Raw genomic sequence first — 20827 nt, forward strand, 5'->3', positions numbered from 1 at the left:
CATTGCTTAGCTCATTTTTATTTTATATCTTTAAAGCGTGCGTTTTAAGCCCTCATAAATTAGCCTATCCTGCGATATACGCCGAATCAAAAGTTCCATTGACGTTGCCCTCAACAATAATGACATGTCCCCAGAACAGATCCCCGTCATAAAAATATATCGTGAAATCACCATTTGCACTTACCGAAATGCTGCTCAACTCTAATTTAGAAATAAAAATCTCTTTTGTAATTTCGTCTAATTCAGCTTCCTCATCATCAGCAAGCCAGTCATTAGCTAAATCTAGTAACTCCTCCGCCGCATAGCTACGAATGCTATCGCTCCATTTCAACTCATCCTCAAACAACGTGTGCGCGGTCGCTAACGCTGCTGTCATCACTTCAGTCTCATCATGATCAAAATACAATTTCCCCTCTTCTTTTGCCCATACAATAGACTTTTCAAAGGTTTGAACGGAGCGATCAAGTGTAAACGTGCCTAACTTCTCATCCGTGTAATAGACCGGCTTCAGCATCTCATCACGTAATGCTTCTAGCTCTTCATCATGGAAGCTACCATTCAAAACTTCAACAAGCATAAAGGAACTTTCACCACGTCGCACAGCAAGCTTAACGATACGATCCTTGTCGAGCCATTTTCTAGACTCCTCAAGCTGCTGATCATCCGCTAGCCATTCCAGTCTCTTTTCCTCTTGAATTACGTCATGATTTGAAGAGGTTAGCTCTCTCCACGCCACCAAATTAATCGAAGCACGCCATAACGTATCCCCACCCGCTTTGCCGCCACCTACTCCAGAAGGTCCCGTAACAGCCACAATTTCAATCACTTCATCACCAAATCTTTGTTCAAACTTCTTTATTTCCTTCTTTATTTCCTTCTCCTTACTCATCTGTAACCCCCACCATTCATCAGTTTGGATTCATAGCTAAATTCATAGTTTTGATCGATCATTACTTTTTAACGTTTGTATTTTTCCTACTATGCTCCACTATTCTCAGTTATCGACATAGCATGTTTTCTTCCCAATACTTTAATCGCTAAAAATACAATACCTATAATAATAACCGCAACAACCAGCGTAGAAACAATCACATTCAAATGAACAGTACGAATTAAATACAACCAACCTGCCAAGCTAAGCAACGTAATGAATAAGGTCGGGAGGGTAAGCAAAATACCAATCTTAAAGTAATAACCCCAAGTGATTTTAACCCCTTTACGAGACAAAACATGTAACCAGATTAACGTGGCAAGCGAACCGATTGGCGTTATTTTTGGACCTAAATCTGACCCAACGACATTGGCATAAATTAAGGCCTCACGAATAATGCCTTCCGTATGCGTACCCCCAATCGCTAATGCATTGATTAAAACGGTAGGTAGGTTATTCATCACAGAGGACAAAAACGCCGCAATAAAGCCCATTCCCACCGTAGCTGCTACTACCCCCTGCTCTGCTACCGCCTGAATCACTTTGCCTAATGCATCCGTTAAGCCCACGTTCCGTAAACCGTACACAACGACATACATCCCAATTGAAAAAATAACAATCGTCCAAGGTGCTTCTTTGATGAGCTTTTTAGTTTGAATGTGTGGACTTTTACGAGCGATCAATACAAATAAAAACGCCGCAATACAAGCAATGACTGAAACAGGAACCCCCATCGCCTCACTTGTAAAATAAGCAATAAGTAGCAACGCCAAAATACCCCAAGACAGCTTAAATAAAGTCATATCCTTGATGGCTTCCCTTGGCATTTTTAGCTGCTCCATACTATAGCTTTGCGGAATCCCTTTACGAAAACAAAGATATAAAACAAGTAAGCTACTAATCATAGAAAAGAAATTAGGTACAATCATAACGCTCGCATATTCCGCAAATCCAATTTTGAAAAAGTCAGCAGATACAATATTCGTAAGATTACTAATGATTAGTGGCAAAGACACCGTATCCGCAATAAAACCACTAGCCATCACAAACGGTAAAACCATTTTATTTTCAAAATTCAAAGCACGAACCATCGATAATACAATTGGCGTCATAATCAGTGCTGCACCATCATTTGCAAATAATGCAGACACGCCTGCACCAAGCAAAATGACAAAGACAAACATCAACGTACCGTTGCCTTTTGCCAATCGCGCCATATGCAAGGCTGACCATTCAAACAGTCCAACTTCGTCTAAAATTAATGAAATAAAAATAAGTGCAACAAACGTCAGCGTCGCATTCCAAATTAAACCTGTAACCGTGCCAACGTCTACAAAGCTGACTACGCCACAGACAAGCGCAATGATCGCTCCAATCGAAGCCGACCAACCGATACTTAAACCTTTAGGTTGCCAAATCACCAACGTCAGCGTAAATAAAAAGATAAGAACCGCAGTAAGTATTGCCATATTTCCCCCTGAAGACGTCACAGTTCCCATTTCCTGCACATCTTTCGATATAATAGAGTATAAATTCAAGCCTTAACTATCATTCTCAGCAATCAAGTATATTGCCAAGCAATAGTGTATCACATTTTAAACTAGTTCAGCACTTAGAAGATCACGCCAATTTTCAAGGAAAAATTCATCTATGTTTTCAAGGATAACTCCTTTAATTTGTCCATCTATACCTATGCTATAATCAAAGCAAATTCGATATAAGGAGGAAAAAAGAGCATGACAAGTCAACCTACGGGGGCATTTTACACTCATAAATATAGAAATTTATTTGCGGAGCTTGGTTATTCAGAGGATGAAATTCGTGCAAAAGTAGAGGATACGTGGAACCAGTTATTTTATGGCGATCCTGATGTACGTATTTATTATCCAATGGGAGATGACAAAGGGTATTTTCTTGATACCGGAAATTTAGATGTGCGTACAGAAGGCATGTCCTATGGCATGATGATGGCGGTCCAAATGGATAGGAAAGAAGAATTTGATCGGCTGTGGAATTTTGCTCACACCTTTATGCAACATAAAGAAGGGCCACATAAGTATTATTTTGCTTGGCATTGTAAGCCAGATGGAACGATTATTTCCCCTGGATCTGCGCCAGATGGCGAAGAGTTTTTTGCAATGGCTTTATTTTTTGCATCTAAACGCTGGGGAGATGGAGCAGCTCCGTACAACTATTCAGAGCAAGCTAAGACTTTACTATCGGCATGTATTCACAAGGGCGAAGATGGACAAGGCGACCCAATGTGGGAACCTGAGAACAAATTAATTAAATTTGTGCCTGGTTTGCCTTTTAGTGATCCTTCTTATCACTTACCCCATTTCTACGAGCTATTTGCCCTGTATGCAGATGAGCAGGATGCTCAATTTTGGCAAGAAGCAACGGAGGCAAGCAGACAATACCTACATAAAGCTTGCCATCCAACTACAGGACTTGCACCTGAATACGCCCACTATGATGGGACACCTACACCTCCTCAACCACATGGCGATTTCAGTCATTTTTACAGCGACTCCTATCGTGTAGCAGCAAATGTCAGCCTCGACTGGGAATGGTTTGGTAAGGACCCTTGGCAAGTAGAGGAATGTAATCGCATTCAACAATTTTTTAGTGACAAAGAAGTGAGTGATTACCGTAGATACACCATTGATGGTCAACCGTTTGATGAGCCTTCGCTTCATCCAATCGGCTTATTGGCAACTAATGCAATGGCCTCCCTTGCGGCGGATGGACCACATGCCAAGCATTTTGTGCAGTTATTTTGGAATACCCCTTTGCGTACAGGTGAACGCCGTTATTATGATAACTGCTTGTACTTTTTTAGTATGTTAGCGTTAAGTGGGAATTATCGAATTTATTAAAATAATGCTGAATCCCTCTGTCCCTACGCTAATCCCCTTTTATATTAAGCATTATTTTAGGATTGAACCAAGGCGTAACCTTAGATTAGTAGCACTATTCACTAATCTTTGAGTGTTACGCCTTTTTTAATAACATACTGCTCTGTTATTTCATTTCACTTCAATTAAATAAATGGATATTTCACCAGTCCTCCAAACATACTAAGCAATAACTGATACTAGGAGGATTAACTATGCCAGAGGAACGATTGTTAATTGCTGCACTTGGCGGTGTATATGAGGTTGGCAAAAACATGTATTTTCTGCAATATGGAAACGACATTATTGTCATTGACTGCGGTTCAAAATTCCCTGATGAGAGCTTACTTGGAATTGATTTAATTATTCCCGATGTCTCTTATTTGTTGAACAATATAGATAAGTTACGGGCGTTGGTGGTGACCCATGGACATGAAGATCATATCGGCGGTATTCCTTACCTGCTCAAGCAACTTAACATCCCAATCTATGCTTCTCGTCTCACATTAGGATTAATTGAAACAAAACTAAAAGAACATGGATTGTTACGACAAACCAGCTTACATTGTATTGATTCAGATTCCGTTTTAAACTTTGGTCAGATCACGACTAGCTTCTTCCGAACAAATCATAGTATACCCGATTGCCTTGGTGTCGTCTTTGATACGCCTGAAGGAACAGTCGTGCATACAGGTGATTTCAAATTTGATCTAACCCCCGTAAACAAACAATATCCGGATATACATAAAATGGCGGCAATTGGCGAAAAAGGTGTCCGGTTCTTACTCTCAGAAAGTACAAATGCTGAACGACCTGGATTTACTCCATCTGAAAAGCTTGTTGGCGCTCATATGGAAGAGGCTTTTAAAAAAGCAGATCGTAGAATTTTTGTGTCTACCTTCGCTTCCAATGTACACCGACTGCAACAGGTAGTTGACGCTGCTGAACTAACAGGGCGTAAGCTTGCTTTACTTGGACGTAGCATGGTGAACGTAGTAAACGTGTCTAAGGAGTTGGGTTATTTAAATATCCCAGAGGGTATGCTTATTGAGCCTACAGAGGCGGCAAAGCTACCGCCACATGAGGTTGCAGTGCTTGTCACAGGGAGTCAAGGTGAACCGATGGCGGCATTATCGCGGTTGGCAAATACGAGTAACAGACTAATGGAAATCGGTGCAGGAGATACAGTCCTACTTGCGGCGAATCCTATACCAGGTAATGAACGTAACGTCTCACGAATCGTAGATAATTTGTATTTGCTTGGCGCAAATGTAATTTACGGCTCAAAAAGTGAGTTACATGTATCTGGTCATGGCAGTCAGGACGAATTAAAGCTAATGCTCACCTTAATGAAACCAGAGTATTTTATTCCGATTCATGGCGAATATCGAATGCTACATCATCACCGTTTATTGGCTGAGGCGGTTGGCGTACAAGGCGATAAAGTCTACATTTTAAAAAATGGAGACCTCGTTGAATCTGTTGGTGGTATTGTCCGTCAATCAGGAAGAGTTCCATCAGGGCAAATTTTTGTTGATGGACTAGGGATTGGTGACATCGGTAATATCGTATTACGTGATCGACGCCAGCTTTCTGCTGATGGGATACTCATTACAGTCATTACTTTAAACCAAAGCGATGGTCGTCTTCTGAACGAGCCTGATACGATTTCGCGAGGGTTTATTTACGTCAGGAATTCAGACACCTTAATGGAAGAGGTCAACAAGCTTGTGAAAGACACCTTGGAAAAAATGAGCACTGCTGATCTTGGACAATGGAACATTATGAAACAGACGATTAAAGATGTATTAAGTAAGTTTTTGTACGAAAAAACAAAACGTCGTCCGATGATTTTACCCATCATTATTGAAGTGTAATAAGGGTAAGTAGTAGAAGACTTGCTATTAAGTAGGTCTTCTTTTCTTTATCATAATCCCACATCACTACGAATAAGCTACCTTATAAGTAGGAGGTGGACAACATCAACATCTTTATAAGTTATATTTTTTTAGGATTATCCCTTTCCGCACCGATTGGACCTATTAATGCCGCACAATTGGACAAGGGTCTCAAGCGAGGATTTATGCATGCGTGGGTAGTTGGTCTTGGGGCGGTATGCGCTGATATTATTTATATGCTGCTTGTCTATTTTGGTATGATTCATTTGCTCGATGCCCCTTTTATTAAAGCATTTTTATGGTTATTTGGATTTTTCGTCCTTGTGTATACAGGGATAGAAAGCATTATGAATTCAGAGCAAGTGACATCAATAGAGGCAAGAGGAGTCGGGGAATCCTTATTTAAATCCTTTACCTCTGGCTTTCTGATGTCCTTATTTAATCCACTCTCTATCTTGTTCTGGCTTGGGATTTATGGCTCAATATTAGCAAAAATGACCAGTGAATATTCTATGGATCAATTATTAGTCTATAGCGGAGCAATCGTGTTTGGCATTTTACTTTGGGATGTACTGATGGCAGGTGCATCTAGCGTTTTCCGCAAAATACTAACAAACCGCCTTTTGAAAATCATCTCGATTTCATCAGGACTATCGCTTGTTGGCTTTGGCTTATATTTTGGTGTACAAGCTGTACAGCTGCTCTTTTTTCAGTAATCATGAATCAGCTTCATTCCAGCTTACTTTTTCGAAGACGAATGCCTTTAATCCAAAACTGCGGCCCGCCAGCAAGATTATGGTACGGGTTATTCTCTTTATTCATAGATAACTTCTTCTGCTTTTCCTGCTCAGAACTGTATGTCTGTTCTGTCTGTTCTGTCTGTTCACCTTCTCCCTTCTGCTGCTTAGTGCCCTCTTGCTTGTTGCGCACACGAGTCACAATCCAATCACTAAGTGCAATTAGTGCCACAATGAGTAAGCTAATATAAAGACCTGGTCGACTTAGCTTATGGAACAACGTGCCTACAACTGCCGCTGCAATGAGAATCAAACCAATCCAACGCTTCACACCACTTAACTTGGACTTTTCAAGCAGTTTCTTTGATGAGAGCAATATGAAGGACCAATTGTACAAAATCATTAATCCCGCTGCGGTTGTAATATATTCGTACACCTTTCCAGGTAACCATAACGACATCATAATCGTACCCACTAGTCCTACAGCAATTAAGCATAAAGCATAAAAAGGATATTTGTCCTTCCACTTTTTAGAGAATATATGAGGTGCATCCCCCTCCTGCGCAAGGGTCAGCATCATTGAGTTAATTGCATATAGGGAAGCCGTCATGGTAGAAAACCCTGCCACAATCAGCACCCCATTAAACAAATGTGGGACAAACGCTAAATGGTCGCTTCGTAACGCAAGTACAAAAGGGCTTTCCTTCGGATTGAACACACCTAATGGAACCATAGTGACAGCTAAACCAATAGATAGGACATAAACAACGGCAAGTGTGATCAGCATTACCTTTCCAGCCTTAGGCGCCTCTTCAGGTTTTTGAAGTCTGTACGACATAATCCCCAGCACCTCAATCCCTCCATACGCATAAAAAGCAAAAATAAAAGCAGACCATAACCCAATCCCCCCTGATGGGAAAAGCTCAGGAAGACGTGTGGGTACGTTCGGTGTATATTTATTACCACCAATCCAACCCGCTAATAACGCCACTGCAATGACTAAAAACATGACAATAGCTGCCATTTTAATAATGGCTAACACATTTTCAACCCGATCAAAGCCTTTATTACCAAAAAATACGATCACTAAGCTTACAGCACCAAAACCTGCCGCAAACACCCACATTGGTACCGCTGGGAACCAAAAACGTGAAAAGATAGCTAACGCCGTCAATTGACTACCTATAATTAATAATTCTGAGAACCAATATACCCACCCACTTCCAAAGCCAGCCCAATCTCCAAATGCCTTCTTAGCATAAGATCGAAATGAGCCTTGCTCTGGCTGTTGTGCTGTCATGCGTGCCAATGCATCAAATACCACATATGTACCCAGCGCCGCAAAAAGATAGGCAACCAACACGCCGGGCCCACCAATGGAAATAGCTAACCCAGATCCTAGAAAGTAACCTGTGCCAATCGTACCCGCAAACCCTAGCAAACTTAATTGCCACCATTTCAGCTTCTTTTCTTCTTTGGAATTTCTCGAAGTTTGATTCATTTTATCTCCCTCATTATGTTGGATTTAGAAAAGTTAAAATCAAGGAGTATATTAAATATAGTTAAATTTTAAAAGTACAAATACTCTCTTCTTTTAAGCTTCCCTAAGGGCTGGAATTTCATGAATATATTTGCTCAATTAAATGGTAATCTCTAACTTATGTAACACTTGATTTACTAATATATGAAACATTTGGGTTTCAAATATCGTTAAGAGTATAAAGCCAGTTAATATTTTCTAATTTAAAGGAGTGTACTCATGAATAACAAAACTAAAAAACTGACTTTATTTCTGGCATTTTTGCTTACCTTTATTCTAAGTATGACGCCCGTGTTGTCCGTTTCCGCAGCAAAAAATACTGCGCCTATCCCTACAACTAAATCAGTTCCACGGCTCATGATTAATGGCTATTATGTTGTATATACTCATCCTGTTGCGCCATATATGGATAAGAAATCCCGTTTAATGATTCCATTAGAAGCCATAGCTGAGATGCTTGGAATGGAATATTCCTTTGATAAAAAAGAAAAGTCAATGACCGTCTCACGCGACAACAAAACCTTAACCTTTTATGCAGGTAAAGAGCAATATAAAGTAGGCACTGAGATGTTGGACTGGGATGCTGAACCTGCACTTCAAAAAGGGACTTATTATGTACCATTAAGACTTTTAATCAATATGTTTCAGTTAGACGTATCTAATAAAAATGGACTAATTGCTATTCAAGATGAGAAAGCCTTCACTACAGGAAGATATACTTACATACTTGATGATGATCGCTTTGGCATTCAGCGTTCAACCAATAACAATGCAATTCAACCTACTAGCTTTCAGTTTTCTGGAAGTAGAGATATTAAAGGGAACCCAAATAAATGGTGGCGGTACAATATTCAGTTTGAGATCAAGAACATATCTGGAAAAAACATAGTAGCAGATGAAGAGGATTTCCATCCTATTTATTTTTATACCGAAGGCTTTCAATTCCACAATGACGACCCGTTATGGATCAAAAAGTGGAAAAACAAAGATCGCAAAAGATATGCTATGGGGAAAGATAAAACCATCAAAGTAAAAGAAAAAATAGAACAGGCAGATAAAGGTCAGCTTGAAGTCGTATTAGCGATTGGTCGTACATTAGAGCCATACATTATCAAATAAGCAAGATAAAATAAACACACCCATAAGTGCTGCTAGTCCAGCATTATGGGTGTGTCTCATTTGTTTGACGAAATAATATTTAGTCATGTGGGAACTAGCTTAAAGATAGCTCAGACGGCCTCGGAGGGCAGAAGCCCTCTTTTTCACTTTCCAAAAAAACTGCATTCATCAAACTGGGGCGATCCCTATCCCTTTACATAATGATAAGTATCACCTGATTGGATAAAGTGACAAGGGAGATCACACTCGATAGCTTGGGGAATGTAACTAGACATATATTTCATCCCTGGCTCTTCCATATTGAAATGTCCCACCGTAATAATAACCTTGTTCCGGTTTAACATACTGCTGTCTCTCACATATTCACTAATTGAGAAATCAACTAGCTCCATAGCCAACAGAGCATCAATATCCGTCTTATCCATCTCAGTAATTAACTCTTTAGCATCCCCTAAAATATGGAATGGAATTTGCACTTTACGAACCTTAGTTTTTGTATCCCCAATGATACGCGCTCCTTCTAAGTGCATTTTACTAATTAGCTCATAAGCAAGATCTTCCGCACTGACTTCAGGTATCTGAAAGGTCATAAGGGATTCGTTGCTATCCTGTGGATATTGTACCCAGCCCATCTCTTTTGCAAATCCATAGAAAATACCATCCGCATATGAGCCATCATCCAAAGGAATACCAGAGTGTACATAATCGTGATTTCGCCATACGACGATCTGATAATCATCTAATAATTTTTTCTTGGCAAGATAAGTCTCATTTTGAGATTTCATTAGCCATTCTTGATGATCCCCATGATTCCAGAATAATGCCTCATGAACAATAATCAGGTTAGCTCCAAGTTCATGAGCCTTCTGTATTACATCTATGCTGGCAAACACTGTAGTCACAATACCTGTACACGCCTGATTTTCATTTCCATAAAGAATCTTATCACGCGTATTTTCGTCCGTAATTTTTTGCCCAGAGACCTCTCCTTTGTGATAGTCTTTAATTTTAGATATGACCTGACTGATATCCATATTAATTTGCTCCTATCGACTCATCTAATTTCATAAATAGCATGGTTATAAAACCTGCAATAAGTGCAACTGCAATCGTAATCCCTAGGGTGATATAATTCCAGCTTGATCCGCCAACAAAGGATGCAACTCCATAAATACCATTCGAAGTATTTAAAACATGTGCGGTTAATTCCAGCAAGCCTGCTACCAGTCCGGCAACCCCTCCTGAAACAACCCCTGCGATTAATGGTGTTTTGTAAGGAACAAATAAACCGTATAACATCGGTTCACCCACGCCCCCAATAAACCAAGTTATCACATACCCCAACGTTAGTTTTTTGTTATTCTTATTTTTGAACCTATATACACATGCTAGAGCAACACCTGCTGAAGCCCAGCTTGCACATAAAATGCCTGGCAACAAGAAGTTATCATAACCTAGAGTTGGGAATGTCACAAACAAGTATGTCATCAATACCATATGCATGCCCGTTAAAACCAAAATAATAAAAGTAGCCCCAATAACTGCAACTGCAAGCGGACCTGCAACATTATTTAATGAAATAATGGCATCACCAATATATTGACCAAGATATCCACCAAGTGGAGCTAATACAACTAGAGAAATCGGAAGCATGATTAATAGGGTTCCAAAAGGAATAGCGAAAACTTTTAAAGTATCTGGAGTGTGCTGTTTAAACCATTTTTCTACATAACTCATGACCCATACAATTAATAAAATAGGAATAACTGTACTCGAATAGTTCTGCGTAACCGTAGGAATTCCATAAACGCTAAATTGATCACCATTCGTTGCCATTTGAATAAATGTAGGGTGAATTAACGAAGCTCCCAATAACATTGCTATAGGTATACTCACATTCAGCTTTCGAGCAGCAGACCATCCAAGAAATACCGGTAAGAAATAAAAGCCGGCGTCACCTATAAAGGCAAAAAGGGCATAAATATCATGTTCTGGAGAAACTATATTCAATAAACTCGGGCCAATGATGGCAACAATCGTCTTGCATAATGAAGCCGCTAACAAAAGTGGAATCAAAGGTGTTAAACTGCCGGCTAAATAGTCAAAAATCTTATTAATGATATTCTTGGCAGATTTCTTCTGTTTTTTCACATCCTTGTCATCCTCAATCATACTACTCGCGTCATTTCTTCCTAATTGATTTACTAGAGCATCATGAACTATTTCTACTTGAGGCCCAATAATGACCTGATATTGCCCCCCTGATTGTAATGCTCCTACAACGTTTTGTATTTTTTTAATCTCAGTATCATCCGGAACACTCATATCCTTTAGATTAAAGCGCAGTCTTGTCATGCAATGAGTCACACTTATAATATTAGCCTCACCACCAATACTGTCTAAAATCTTCGACGCAGTTGATTTGATTTCTTCATTTTTTACACTCATTCTATTTTCCTCCTTGATTTGTTTATTTAGCAAATAAAAAACCCAAAGTTAATACGAATTTTAAAATTCATATTAGCTTTGGGTAATGCCTCTTGGTAAGAGTAACAATCCCTAATCTTCAATTTTTGTGTTTCTTACAATGCGATAAATATGCATCATTAAGTACAAGATCTCATCTTCGGTGCATTTCGAGTCAAGCTTGTCATCAATAAAATTCCCAATCATATAGGAACATTCGTAGACCTTTGGATTTAATTCTTTAATCGCTTCAATAAAGGAATGATTGTCATCTTTAAATTGAGATCTGTTTTTGACCCTTTTTAAAAAATACCTTAAGTGCATAGCAAATCTATTGTAATTAAAGTCATTTCTATCTATAGATATCGAATAAAAAACTTCTATTTGACTAGCTATTTCTAAAATAAGCGCTTCTGTAGCTATTCCTTCATCAGGTTCTCTTTCTTCCGCTGCATTAACGAAATGCATAGCAATATTCGTAATTTCACTGTCTGGTAATTTGACGCTTAGCTTCTCTTCAATAAGTTTGACAGCGTATCTTCCAAGCTCGGTTTCTTTAGGGTAAAGTTGCTCCACATCATAAGAAAATAACATTTGCATTTCTTTATATTTCTGCATACGAATGATCGCGAAGTTAATGTGGTCTGCTAAACTAACTATCAGATTTGGATTCAGATTACTCTTTATCTTCATTTGGGCTTTTTGAACAATTAATCCCGCGACCTCAAATACATTTTCCGGAATCTCCTGAATGAAGTTGTAAAATTTGCTGTCAATGCGGTAAAAGGTCATGGAAATCTCATGTAAATCCGTAATCTCATAGGGCATAGCAGGAAATCCTATCCCCTTTCCAAAAGCAATCAATTCATTGTTATGACCGTCAATACACAGTGCTACGTTATTATTAATTTTTTTAATAGCTTTCATTAACACCCCACCTTTAATATCTTAATGTAGGGCAACGTTAAACTGGAATAACAGACGTTTCTTCCTACAAACAGTTAAGAATTAAACGGTTACTTTTATTAATTGTTCTTTGAAGTCGATATCACTATTTTCTGTTTTAGTGTTTTCAACTTTAGACACGTCAGCGGTATTGGATATGATAATGGGTGTTGTTAAATTAAAACCTGCTGCCTGAATAGCTTCTACATCAAATTCAAGCAACAAATCTCCCTTTTTAACAGAATGCCCTTGAACAGCTCTAGGCGTAAAGTGTTTACCTTTTAATTTCACAGTATCTTGACCTACATGTATTAGAATTTCAACACCGCTATTGCTTGTGATACCAAGGGCATGACCAGTCGGAAAAACATTCGTTAATGTGCCACTAATCGGGGCAAAAACTTTCCCTTCAGTTGGAATGATTGCAACGCCTTTACCCAATGCCCCTGAGGAAAAGGCTTCATCTTCAACAGTACTTAAAGGTACAACTCTTCCCTTCATTGGGCTAATGACTATCTCCTCAACATCCACTGGTTCCTGAATTACCACTTCTTGTTTTTGAGATTTATTTAAAATTTTATTTATTAATTTGTTAAATCCCCCTTTTTTTTGATTTGAATGCTCTGCATCACTATGGCTTCTCATTCTCTTTCGCTCCTTATTCTATCCATTCATTATTTATATATCTGGTGATTTTAGGCTTTACTAAAAAAGGAAATATCCTCTTTAGAATATAAAAAGGCATGACCCAAAACACGTATTAATATACATGTCCTGGGTCATGCCTTTGCAGTAACAAGCCCATAATTAAACTACCATAATACTTTTTGTTTGGCAAGCAAAAAGTATGCGTTTTCTATTCACTCCAAAAATCAAATTGATTCACTAAACTAATTATTTTAGAAAAATAAAGTTAAAATTGCTGGTGCTGGGAAATTTATCAGAAACAAAATGAAAATAAATACACTTATGATAACTAGGCCAGAATCTATTTTCTGTTGTTGTAGTAACTTATATAAAGAAAATATGTAGATTCCCAATATTAAAATAAATCCAAGAAGAGCTAATATTCTTGTCAATATTGTTATATCCGAGGACATAATTCCATTACTTGAGGGTAATATTGCTAGAATAAATAAATAGAAGGTTATTTGACTTAAAACAATCGTTATGAGAAAGAAAGCTAAATAAAATAATAGCTTTTTTAGTATATTAACTTTTTCAGTCATTTTAATATTTCTCTCCTATTCATTTTTTAGTCTCTTTTTGAATGTGTTGAACCTGGCGCTTGTTTAATAAGTATTTGATATCAAAGAATTTATTAACTTCTTTTTGAATTCTCTTTGAGTGCATAAGAAGGTGCTCTAAAAGCCCATAATATTGTGGAAATTAATTAAAAATGTTGGCCCAACTACAATTCCAGCTATAAATATACAAATTGAAAGCCTCACTATCTTAAGACCAAATTTAATATATATTATTCTTAATAAAATTCCATAAATTAAAGTAAGCATACAAATATACATCACAAATCCCCAAGGAAAACCTGTATAAAAAATGCTCCCTGGAAGACCTATCATTATAAAAATAAGTAACGTACAAAAGCATACTCCTCCAATAAAGCTAACTAAACTTACTATCGTATTTAAGATATATTCCATAGAGTTTTTCATCTTATCCCCCCATTCATTTATTCGGTTTTATTTCAAATATATTTGATATATTGTATAAAATTTGAAGTCGTCTTCAAGAACACAAAAGCATGCAAATGCTCAAAAGCATATACTTAATAAGTACTCCTTTCACCATTTCCCCTGAAAAAGAAAAGCTGAGCAAATATCAGGATCCACCTGTATTTGCTCAGCTATGATACAACTTTATTTAGTTACCTATTACTCCACCGTCACACTCTTCGCCAAGTTACGTGGTTTATCCACATCGTTACCAAGCGCTAATGAAGTGTAATAAGCTAGCAATTGCAATGGCACTACAGACAATGCTGGTGTCAACATTGCTAATGTTTTAGGAATGGAAAGTACTTGGTGAACGGATCTCAACAAGTCAGCAGCATGCTCTTCAAACGTGATTGCCAACACTTCCGCTCCACGAGTTGTTACTTCTTTAATATTACTTACAGTTTTTTCAATTACATTTTCTTGAGTTGCTAATGCAATTACAGGAATGCCATCCTCAATCAAAGCAAGTGTACCATGCTTCAATTCTCCAGCCGCATAAGCCTCAGAATGAATATAGGAAATTTCCTTCAACTTCAAGGAGCCTTCTTGCACAACTGCATAGTCAAGTCCACGTCCAATAAAGAACAAATGCTTATGGTCAACTAAGCTGTTAGCGTAAGACTTAATTTCATCTACGTTAGACAAAATGCTTTCTACTTGCTCAGGCAATGCTTGCATCGCTGCAATAATATGTGCAACCTGCTCTTCGGTTTGAGTGCCTCTTACTTCTGCCAAGTATAGAGCAAACAAGTAGAATGCAATCAACTGAGAAGTATAAGCTTTGGTTGAAGCTACAGCAATTTCAGGACCCGCAAGAGTAACGATCACATCATCTGCATCACGAGCAATCGAGCTACCTACAACGTTTGTAATTGCAAGCACATGTGCACCATTGCTTTGAGCTTCTCTTAATGCTGCTAAAGTATCTGCAGTTTCCCCAGATTGGCTCACCACAATTACTAATGTGTTTGGCGTAATAAGTGGTGAATTATAACGATATTCAGATGCTACTTCATTCGCAACAGGAATACGTACTAACTGCTCAATCGCAGTTCCACCAACAAGCCCTGCATGATAAGCAGTACCACAAGCTACGATATGAATGTTGTTAATGTTTTTAATTTTTTCTGGTGTTAAGTTAAGCTCTGGGAATACTACCTTACTTCCAGACGCATCAACTCGGCCTCTCATTGTATCACGGTAGGCTTTAGGCTGTTCGTGAATTTCTTTTAACATAAAGTGGTCAAATCCACCTTTTTCAGCGGTAATTGCATCCCATTCGACATTTGTCATTTCCCGAGAAATAAAATTGCCTTCGATTGTCATTAATTCGACAGCATCATTTGTCAAAACAGCCATTTCACCGTCTTCTAAGATGTAGACCTTACGTGTATATTTCAAAATTGCAGGAATATCAGAACCGATAAAGTTTTCACCATCACCCACACCAATAATTAATGGACTTGCTTGGCGAACAGCAACTAACTTGTTAGGCTCATGCTCTGTTAAAACGCCTAATGCAAATGCACCTCTCAAAAAGGTAACTACCTTTTGCACTGTTTTTACAATGTCGCCTTGATATTCACGAGCAACTAAATGAGAAATAACTTCAGTATCTGTTTCAGACTTAAAAACATAACCTTGGGAAATCAATTCTTCCTTAAGTTCTAGGTAGTTCTCAATAATTCCATTATGCACAACAGAAAATAGTTCTTTGTTATCCATATGAGGATGTGAGTTCTCATCAGAAGGTTTACCATGAGTTGCCCAACGTGTATGTCCAATCCCTGCTGAACCCAACAACGGTGACTCTTCTAGTTTAGTTTCTAAATTTTTAAGACGACCCACAGATTTAGTAACCTGTAAACCATTAGAAGTCATAACCGCAATCCCTGCTGAGTCATAACCACGATATTCTAGCTTGCTAAGTCCTTCAATTAATACTGACTGAGTATCTCTATTTCCAATATATCCAACGATTCCGCACATAATTAATATATCCTCCGCTCATTTCTCTAAATTTGATCCACATGAGAAATCAATCGGAAGACCAGTGACAATATTTAGACTGGTTGTGTTTATAAGCAAAAATAATCAAAAATTATTGAATATGAACATGTATACCAATTTATTTAATGTTATTGTTCCAGGTCATAGTGCTTGATCATAGATGTAGTTATATGAATTCACCATTATCATCCCATAACAATATTGTCCTATGTCACTTCAGGCTTCCGCTTTCTCATGGGACTTGAGTTTTTTTATATTCTTTATAGTTATGTGTACCTTTCCAACAAAGTTTGTAAGAACAGTCACCCATTCCTTTTGCCCTGCTGATTACGATGTAGATACAACACCGGGAGGTCCCCGCCGAACATTCGAACACCTCCACCTCGTCAACTTGCTAAACCGTAAATATAATGGTTAGTGACCAACGATCACATCATTTATTATATTTCCCCGCGTGTGCAAGTTCTGGCGCTTATGTTACATTGTACAACCTCTATCCTCACCTTCTATAATCGAATATATCTAATTATATGCATCTGACCCTCGTTTGGCAAATCAATGTCATAAAAATATAAAAAATCAGCGCTTAAGGCCTTATCACAAGGATAGAAACCTCAGCACTGATTTAATAATTTATCAATTATTTATTGCATTAACTTGGAAAGATTAACTTCCCAACCCTTAAACAAGCTCTCTTTCCACTACAGCTACAATTTGGCCAACTAATTGCTCAAGCTCTGCTTGATCTGGTCCTTCTGCCATGACACGAATTAAGGACTCTGTACCAGATGGTCTCACTAAAACCCGACCATTGTCTCCTAACACGTCTTCAACAGCCTTTACCGCCTTCGCAATTTCAACATTACCTTCGTAATTTCGCTTATCCTGCACACGTACATTCACTAATACTTGCGGATATTGCTTCATCACTTTTTTTAGCTCACTTAGCTTTTTACCAGATGCCTTCATCGTATCTACCAGTTGAATCGCTGTCAGGATACCATCACCAGTTGTATTATAGTCCAAGAAAATAACATGTCCTGATTGCTCTCCGCCAAGGTTGTAGCCACCACGAATCATTTCAGCCATAACATATCGATCACCTACAGCCGTTTTTGCTGTATTTAGGTTTAACTTCGCAGTTGCCTTATAAAAACCAAAGTTACTCATAACTGTAGAAACTACAGTACTATCCTTAAGCTTACCAGCGCGATTCATCGCGTCTCCACATATGCACAAAATAAAGTCGCCATCTACTTCTTGACCTTGATCATCAATCGCAATCAGACGATCTGCATCACCATCAAAAGCAAGCCCAAGATCAGCGCCTCGCTCAAGCACTTCCTTTTTCAAAAGCTCAGGATGCGTAGAACCACAGTTATCATTAATGTTTAAGCCTGTTGGATTTACACCGATGCAATGAACCTCTGCACCAAGCTCTTTAAATAAAGTAGGAGCTAAGTCAAATGCTGCACCATGTGCACAATCTAAGACAACCTTCAATCCTTCAAAGGAGTGACTAATCGTCGTTTTTAGATGATCCAAGTAAAAGCGTTTTGATTCATAATCAACAGTTACTGTACCTAAATCCCCACCAATCGGACGAGGAAGCTCATCTTTTTCTTCATCAAGCAATGCTTCAATTTGCAGCTCTGTTTCATCAGAAAGCTTAAAACCGTCACTACCAAAAAATTTAATCCCGTTATCCTGAACTGGATTATGAGAGGCAGAAATCATAACCCCTGCATCCGCTTGCAGATATCTCGTTAAGTAAGCCACTGCTGGCGTCGATACTACCCCAATACGAATGACATCTGCACCGATAGACAATAAACCTGCTACTAAAGCAGATTCAAGCATTAGCCCTGAAATACGTGTATCCATTCCGATCACAATTTTAGGCTTAGCCGCTTGACCTGTGAGTACATACCCCCCACAACGTCCAATCTGATATGCTAATTCAGCTGTTAATTCCTTATTTGCTACTCCACGTACACCGTCTGTACCAAAATACTTCCCCATAATTTCACTCCTTCAGTGATTTAAGCTTCATTCTACGCTGTTCATTAACCTGCATTTTGACCGCTTTGATTATTTTCTCCAGTATTGTCTGGAGATTTGTCTGTTTGATTACCCCCAGAATTTTGACCATCATTTGGTGTCGTTGTTGTAGGTGTGTCTTGCTCTGATTCTAACTCCACCTCAATCTTTTTGCCGTTGTCCGCCTCCGATAGTTCCACAAAGTTAGGTAAGACTACTTCAATAGGCACTACATGTTTGCCGGCTCCTAGACCATTCAAGTTTACATTAACTTTGATATCCTTCGCACTAACTCGATCTAATAAGTGTTTAGCTCCTTGCAACGTTAGGGAAATCTTTTCTGTTGTAGGAGATATCATCTTTGGAGTTAATGCATTATTTTGATTGAGAAAGGTAATCGGAATATCTTGAATCACCTTCTGATCCACAGGCTCAACCTTAATGGTGACATTTACAGAGCTAGGCTCGATTTTCTCAGAACCGTCGGGCGGCGTCAAGTTGACAAAATACTGTTTTGTTGTTCCACTTTGGAACTGATCTAAATCTATCGTGACTGAATAAGAATTCAGCTTATCTAAAACGTCCTTAGGTCCATAGACAGCAACGCCTTCCACATCAGAGGTCATATCTGCTAATACATATCCGCTTGGAAGCTTCCCAGTATGTCTAATGGATAAAGGGATACTTTTATATAAATTTGTAATCGGAATATCTACATCAAGGGTAGCTGGTGATAGTTCAGCATCTGTCATCTCATTACCATCTTTATCATAGGCCACCAGCCTTACAGATTTCCCCTTTACAGGCTCTGTCATTCCAGTTACATCAAATATACCTTGAACCTTCCCTAATTGCTCCAATCTGCTCTCAGGCAATGTCACATTAACCTTACCACCATCTTTTATAACAGGCATGCCAATCTGAAAACCTTCACTAATTTTCCCCTTCGTAATGACATTTGCCTCTATTTCTTGTGTCTTTTTCTCTTCAATCGTCACCTTGACCATCGAAGGTTCCATAGAAACAAATTCAACTCCAGATGGAAGTTCGTGTGTTAAAGGCATCATCATTGTGCCACTTTTAGCATGTGATAAATCCAATTTGACCTTGTAAGCTGAAAAATTAGTAGTAATATTAGTACGTTTCCCTCTAACCTCAATGCGAACCTTTTCAGGTTCAAGTCCATATAATACATATTTATCCTCATCAAAGCCAACAACCTGCACCTGCACATTATCAATAAATTTGCTTCCATTATTAGAAGATGGTATCGATGGAGTAATTGTAGTTGTACCACTATCCATATGTACCATCCCCCATAAACTAATACTTATTATTAGGGCAATAATTTTAGATATGTTATTGTTGTTTAGCCATTTATCCAATTTTCCCCGCCCCTCTCTTTTTCCAGAAAGGCTTGATTTTATCATTGTCACCAGAGTTAGGTCCTAGCTCCTCATACAGCTTGGAAATTAATGATTCCTCATTAATGTTACGAACAACTTGTCCATCCATTGCTAAAGAAATCTGACCTGTTTCCTCGGATACAACGATTGAAATCGCATCTGTAACTTCGCTTATGCCGATAGCAGCTCTATGCCTTGTTCCTAGCTCCTTACTAATAAACGGATTTTCAGACAAAGGTAAATAACACGCTGCCGCAGCCAATTTATGATCCTGTATAATCACTGCTCCATCATGAAGAGGTGTATTTGGAATAAATATATTAATAAGCAACTGAGAGCTAATCACGGATTGCGTTGGAATTCCCGATTCAGTATATTCATTCAAACCTGTTTGACGTTCAAAAACAATTAAAGCCCCAATCTTTCTACGTGCTAAATAATTAACGGCCTTAATAATTTCCCCAATTTCCTTACCAAACTGCTCCTCATCTGCGGTATTCCGTCCAAACAACTTACCTCGACCTAATTGTTCCAACGCACGCCGCAGCTCTGGCTGGAAAATAATAAAGATTGCCAAAACCCCAAACGTAAACATCTGATTCATGAGCCACTTCAACGTATACAAATCAAATAACGTACTGATACTCCAAATTAACAGTAGGAATATGATCCCCTTTAGGAGCTGTACCGCTCTCGTTCCACGAACCAAAATGATCAAGTGATATATAATATACGTTACGATTAAAATATCAATAATATCCTTAATCGCATCTTGCCATGTTAGATTTGAAAAATAACTCATGGTGCAACCCCCAATTAGTGCTGCTAAGCCAATAATAATGGTTCTATAATTATTTGGACCTGCCTCTTTATCTATTCCCTTTAATCTATAGGTTATAACGTTAACAAGTCAGATGCAAGCATCCAGCGACCATCTTAGCACTTTTCGTTATATTATGTAAAAAATGACTTTGAGAGTATAACTTATTGTTCAAAGCGATTCTCTTCTATAATATCAGACATCCAGAGATAATATTGTATCATTTTATTCATTTTGTTCAAAAAAAAGCACCTATCCTTATAAAAGGGTAGGCGCCATGAT

The 20827-nt window shown here is 38.4% G+C and carries 15 protein-coding genes and 1 pseudogene; 4 read left to right on the forward strand and 12 right to left on the reverse strand.

What is annotated here, in order from left to right:
• Positions 1-64: 64 nt before the first annotated feature.
• The gene (locus tag J2Z32_RS15305) at positions 65-889 is read right to left on the reverse strand and encodes a DUF2262 domain-containing protein (protein ID WP_210090055.1); all 825 of its coding nucleotides are present in this window, start codon (positions 887-889) and stop codon (positions 65-67) included.
• An 89-nt stretch (positions 890-978) separates the two neighbouring features.
• On the reverse strand, positions 979-2451 hold the full coding sequence (locus J2Z32_RS15310; RefSeq protein WP_342453970.1) for an arsenic transporter: 1473 nt from the start codon (positions 2449-2451) through the stop codon (positions 979-981).
• Positions 2452-2667: 216 nt separating this feature from the next.
• Here J2Z32_RS15310 and J2Z32_RS15315 point away from each other — a divergent pair, with 216 nt between their 5' ends.
• The 3 genes from J2Z32_RS15315 (at position 2668) to J2Z32_RS15325 (ending at position 6442) form a co-directional block, all read left to right on the forward strand.
• Positions 2668-3810 carry a family 8 glycosyl hydrolase gene (locus tag J2Z32_RS15315; protein WP_210090056.1) on the forward strand — a complete coding sequence of 381 codons (1143 nt, stop codon included), beginning with the start codon at positions 2668-2670 and terminating at the stop codon, positions 3808-3810.
• Positions 3811-4043: 233 nt separating this feature from the next.
• Positions 4044-5705, forward strand: a complete 1662-nt coding sequence (locus tag J2Z32_RS15320) for a ribonuclease J (RefSeq protein WP_210090057.1) — start codon at positions 4044-4046, stop codon at positions 5703-5705.
• Positions 5706-5809: 104 nt separating this feature from the next.
• A complete protein-coding gene (locus J2Z32_RS15325) occupies positions 5810-6442 on the forward strand; it encodes a LysE family transporter (protein ID WP_210090081.1) in 633 nt (210 codons plus the stop codon).
• Positions 6443-6455: 13 nt separating this feature from the next.
• Here the strand turns inward: J2Z32_RS15325 and J2Z32_RS15330 are convergent, their stop codons facing one another.
• Positions 6456-7964 carry an amino acid permease gene (locus tag J2Z32_RS15330; protein WP_210090058.1) on the reverse strand — a complete coding sequence of 503 codons (1509 nt, stop codon included), beginning with the start codon at positions 7962-7964 and terminating at the stop codon, positions 6456-6458.
• Between the two features lie 258 nt (positions 7965-8222).
• Between J2Z32_RS15330 and J2Z32_RS15335 the strand changes: the two genes are divergently transcribed.
• Positions 8223-9122: a copper amine oxidase N-terminal domain-containing protein gene (locus J2Z32_RS15335; protein WP_210090059.1), complete on the forward strand. Its 900-nt coding sequence runs from the start codon at positions 8223-8225 to the stop codon at positions 9120-9122.
• 185 nt (positions 9123-9307) lie between these two features.
• On the opposite strand, the gene J2Z32_RS15340 is transcribed toward J2Z32_RS15335, so the two are convergent.
• The 9 genes and pseudogenes from J2Z32_RS15340 to cdaA form a co-directional block, all read right to left on the reverse strand.
• Positions 9308-10156, reverse strand: a complete 849-nt coding sequence (locus J2Z32_RS15340; protein ID WP_210090060.1) for a Nif3-like dinuclear metal center hexameric protein — start codon at positions 10154-10156, stop codon at positions 9308-9310.
• A gap of 1 nt (position 10157) precedes the next feature.
• Positions 10158-11570: a PTS transporter subunit EIIC gene (locus tag J2Z32_RS15345; protein WP_210090061.1), complete on the reverse strand. Its 1413-nt coding sequence runs from the start codon at positions 11568-11570 to the stop codon at positions 10158-10160.
• A 111-nt stretch (positions 11571-11681) separates the two neighbouring features.
• Positions 11682-12515 (reverse strand): PRD domain-containing protein, encoded by an 834-nt coding sequence (locus J2Z32_RS15350; protein WP_210090062.1) that lies wholly within the window; start codon positions 12513-12515, stop codon positions 11682-11684.
• A gap of 81 nt (positions 12516-12596) precedes the next feature.
• Positions 12597-13055, reverse strand: a pseudogene (locus J2Z32_RS15355) (PTS sugar transporter subunit IIA); the annotation flags it as partial.
• 842 nt (positions 13056-13897) lie between these two features.
• The gene (locus tag J2Z32_RS15360; protein WP_210090064.1) at positions 13898-14206 is read right to left on the reverse strand and encodes a hypothetical protein; all 309 of its coding nucleotides are present in this window, start codon (positions 14204-14206) and stop codon (positions 13898-13900) included.
• A gap of 219 nt (positions 14207-14425) precedes the next feature.
• Positions 14426-16258, reverse strand: a complete 1833-nt coding sequence (gene glmS / locus J2Z32_RS15365; RefSeq protein ID WP_210090065.1) for a glutamine--fructose-6-phosphate transaminase (isomerizing) — start codon at positions 16256-16258, stop codon at positions 14426-14428.
• Between the two features lie 702 nt (positions 16259-16960).
• Positions 16961-18301, reverse strand: a complete 1341-nt coding sequence (gene glmM, locus J2Z32_RS15370; RefSeq protein ID WP_210090066.1) for a phosphoglucosamine mutase — start codon at positions 18299-18301, stop codon at positions 16961-16963.
• Between the two features lie 44 nt (positions 18302-18345).
• On the reverse strand, positions 18346-19704 hold the full coding sequence (locus tag J2Z32_RS15375) for a CdaR family protein (protein ID WP_210090067.1): 1359 nt from the start codon (positions 19702-19704) through the stop codon (positions 18346-18348).
• Positions 19697-20527, reverse strand: coding sequence for a diadenylate cyclase CdaA (gene cdaA / locus J2Z32_RS15380; protein WP_210090068.1), 831 nt, complete (start codon positions 20525-20527; stop codon positions 19697-19699). The genes J2Z32_RS15375 and cdaA overlap by 8 nt, the downstream gene beginning before the upstream one ends.
• Positions 20528-20827 lie beyond the last annotated feature (300 nt).

The sequence above is a fragment of the Paenibacillus turicensis genome (assembly GCF_017873435.1).
Taxonomy (GTDB): Bacteria; Bacillota; Bacilli; order Paenibacillales; family Paenibacillaceae; genus Fontibacillus; species Fontibacillus turicensis.